The organism is Frankia sp. AiPs1, assembly GCF_023716945.1.
In the GTDB taxonomy this organism is placed as follows: Bacteria; Actinomycetota; Actinomycetes; order Frankiales; family Frankiaceae; genus Frankia.
Genome location: NZ_JAMQQF010000607.1, coordinates 1 through 3527, shown reverse-complemented (window position 1 = coordinate 3527; position 3527 = coordinate 1). Strand labels below are relative to the sequence as shown.

General features: G+C 74.2%; 4 protein-coding genes. 2 read left to right on the top strand and 2 right to left on the bottom strand.

What is annotated here, in order from left to right; genetic code table 11:
* Together ND748_RS28175 and ND748_RS28170 are read right to left on the bottom strand one after the other, a co-directional pair.
* The coding region (locus ND748_RS28175; protein ID WP_251749225.1) for a hypothetical protein at positions 1-206 on the bottom strand (206 nt) is incomplete at its 3' end.
* 283 nt (positions 207-489) lie between these two features.
* Positions 490-876: a DUF3817 domain-containing protein gene (locus ND748_RS28170; RefSeq protein WP_251749224.1), complete on the bottom strand. Its 387-nt coding sequence runs from the start codon at positions 874-876 to the stop codon at positions 490-492.
* 523 nt (positions 877-1399) lie between these two features.
* On the opposite strand from ND748_RS28170, the gene hemE reads away from it, so the two are divergent.
* Both hemE and hemG read left to right on the top strand, forming a co-directional pair.
* Entirely contained in the window at positions 1400-2704 is a 1305-nt protein-coding gene (gene hemE, locus ND748_RS28165) for a uroporphyrinogen decarboxylase (protein WP_251749223.1), read from the top strand.
* A 156-nt stretch (positions 2705-2860) separates the two neighbouring features.
* On the top strand, positions 2861-3527 hold a 667-nt coding region (hemG, locus tag ND748_RS28160; protein WP_251749222.1), incomplete at its 3' end, for a protoporphyrinogen oxidase.

Genomic DNA, 3527 nt, shown 5'->3' with positions numbered 1-3527 from the left:
GCCGCGACCTGCCCCCCGGGCGGGACCGGCGCCGCGAGCAGGGCCGGCCCCACGAGCAGGGCCACACCGCACTCGGTGCAGGCCCACTCCGGGCAGTCCGACCCGTGCCCGTCGGCACACGGTGGCTGCTCGAACGGCCGCTCGTCACCGCACTCTGCGCAGGTCAGAACGATGTGATCGTCGGCGCCCACCCGGACCAGTTCCACTCGAACACCACTCCCCGCGCACGGCTGCTGCGTGTTGCGTCCCCTCGGGTGCGGTGGGCGCCTGCACCACGAATCCGGCGCCCCCGCGACTGCCGGCCGAGGGGGAACGCGGACGACGCGCACCCTCTGCCCTCATTCCGACCGGACTGACGGTGCCACGGGACGGACAGATGTCCGCGCATTCTCTCCGGCGTGTCGCGAGCGCCCGTCTCGATGCGGTGTGGGTGGGAGATCCCCTGTCGCGGGACTCGCCCCGCTTGGGTGCACAGCGCAGGTATGCGTGTCAGCTCCGCCGGGCGGTGGGCTGGGAGACCGGCCGGTGGCCCGGACCGGTCGGCGTGGTCGCGCCGCCCGAGGCGCCGGCGTCACCCCGCAGCCAGTGCCGCTCCACGAAGAACGGTGCCACCGGCAGCACGGAGGCGATCAGGGCCAGCACGGTGCGTCGGCGGGACCAGCGCCCGGCGAAGGCCAGGTAGCCGATGAGTGCGCAGTAGGCGAGGAAGAGCGTGCCGTGGATCGGGCCGAGGATCTTCACCCCCTGGGGATGGTCGGCGCCGTACTTGATTCCCGTGGCGATGAGCAGCAGGAGGAACGACGTCGCCTCGGCGAACGAGACGGCGCGGGCCGCGGTCAGGACGCGGGATCCGCCGTGCGGGGCCTGATCGGTCATCTCAAGTCCTCAATCGTCGTGGCTGTCGGACGTCGGCGGTAACCGTCGGACGTTCCTGAAACCTGAAAGCTGTCGGCCGTCGGTGCTGGCCGTTGGTGCTGGCCGTCGGTGGTGGCCGTCGGGCCTTCGTGGTGACGCGTCGGGCCTTCGTGGTGGCGTGGTCGCAGCGACCGCCGGGCTCGGTCCGGCCCGTCGGGGCGATGCCGCCAGCCCGGTCGGGCGGCCCGGTTGGACAGGTGCGCCGCCCGGACACGCCGGCCGCTCACCTGGGCGGACAGCGGATTTCGTCACATCCGAGCGGCCTGCGGCCGGCCCGGTCGACCCGGCCGGTCGGGCCGGTCCGGATCGGCGGGCACCGGCTGGACCAGCAACTTCTTCTACTGAAAGTAGAAGATAGCTGACGCCCGCGGACCCGATCGGCCCGGACCGTGACGACCCCGACGCCGGTCATCACCCGCCCGTGCCCATCGACGTGACCCCGGTCGCACCGGCACAGGTGCGGCGGGCATGCAACGATCGAGGCATGTCTGTCGTCCACATCGACGCCGGGCCCGGGTCCGGGTCGGCCAGCGTCCAGACCGCGCCGAGCGGCGTCGCGGTCGCTTCGGCGCGGGTCGCGCCCTCGCGGGACGGCGACACCCTCCATCGTCCGGGCCGGCCGGCCGCCCCGAGCGGCCTCTCGCCTGCCGACGCCGCCCGCCGTGCCGGTACCGCGGACCCGTGTTCCGGTACCACCGATCTGTATGCCGGTGCCGCCGATCTGCGTGCCGACGCCGCCGCCACCCGCTCCGCCGCGGCTCGCCGGCCCGGCCTCGCCACCACCGCCCCGTTCCTGCGGGCCTGCCGGCGGGACCAGCCCGAGACCACCCCGGTCTGGTTCATGCGCCAGGCCGGCCGCGTCCTGCCCGAGTACCGGGCTCTGCGCGCCGACGTGCCGATGCTCGACTCGTGCCGCGACCCCGCGATGATCACCGAGATCACCATGCAGCCGGTGCGCCGCTTTCGGCCTGATGCGGCGATCTTCTTCTCCGACATCGTCGTGCCGCTGGTGGCGATCGGTCTGGACATCGACATCGTCGCCGGGGTGGGGCCGGTCGTCGCGGAGCCGGTGCGTGACGCCGCCCGGCTCACGGCGCTGCGCGCGCTGGAACCGGACGACGTCGGCTACGTCACGCAGGCGGTCCGCGACCTGCTCGGCGAGCTCGGCGGCACCCCGCTGATCGGGTTCGCGGGCGCGCCGTTCACGCTGGCCAGCTACCTCGTCGAGGGCGGGCCGAGCCGCAACCATCTGCGCACCAAGGCGATGATGTACGGCGAGCCGAAGCTCTGGCACGACCTGCTCGACCGGCTGGCCACCATCACCACGGCCTTCCTGCGGGTCCAGGTCGACGCCGGCGTCGACGCGGTGCAGCTTTTCGACTCCTGGGCCGGTGCGCTCAGCGAGGATGACTACCGGCGCTACGTCGCGCCGCACAGCGCGCGGGTGCTGGACGCCTTCGCCGGCGAGGTGCCGCGCATCCACTTCGGCGTCAACACCGGCGAGCTGCTCGCCGCCATGGGCCAGGCGGGCGCCGACGTCGTCGGGGTCGACTGGCGGGTTCCCCTCGACGAGGCCGCGCGCCGGATCGGGCCGGGCCGGGCCGTGCAGGGCAACCTCGACCCGGCTGCGGTGTTCGCGCCCGAGCCCGTGCTCGCCGCCAAGGTCGGCGACGTCCTCGCCCGCGGCGCGAAGGCGGAGGGACACGTGTTCAACCTCGGCCACGGCGTCCTGCCGGAGACCGACCCGGGAGTGCTCGCGCACATCGTCGACCTCGTCCACGCCGGTTGACCCGGCCGACGGCCGGTTACCGATCCACCACCATCGGGGCTCGGTCCACCACCACAGCATGATCCGCCGCCGGGGCGCGGCCCACCTCCGGGCGGGCGCGACGCGATGGTGAATCCTGGTCGGACGGCACCATTCATCGTGAAGGGCGGCAGGAACGTGCGGGTTGTCATCGTCGGTGGGGGGGTCGCCGGGCTCGCCGCGGCCCATGCTCTGGCCGGCCGCGCCGAGGTGACCGTCCTGGACGCGGGGGAGCGCGTCGGCGGCAAGCTGCGCACCACCCCGATCGAGGGGATGGACGTCGAGGAGGGCGCCGAGTCGTTCCTCGCTCGGGTGCCCGACGGCCTGCGGCTGGCCAGGCAGATCGGTCTCGGCCACAACATCGTGCATCCGGCGACGACCTCGGCGTCGCTGTGGATCCGGGGCCGGCTGCGGCCGATCCCGCCGAACACCATGCTCGGCGTGCCGACCGACGCGTTCGGCCTGGTCCGCTCCGGGGTGCTGTCGCCGTGGGGGCTGCTGCGGGCCGCCGCCGACCTGGCCCTGCCGCGCACCCGCTTCCCCGACGACCCGACCGTGGGTGGCTTCGTCGGCGCCCGGGTCGGGCGCGAGGTCGTCGACCTGTTGGTCGACCCGCTGCTCGGCGGGGTGTACGCCGGGCGAGCCGATGCGCTGTCCCTGCGGGCCACGGTGCCGCAGCTCGTCCCGATCCTGGCCGAGGACCGTTCGCTGCTGCTCGGCGCCCACCGGGTGCGGGCCCGCACCGCCCCGGCCGCCGCCGCGTCGACGACGCCGCTGTTCGCCAGCCTGCGCGGCGGCCTTGGCT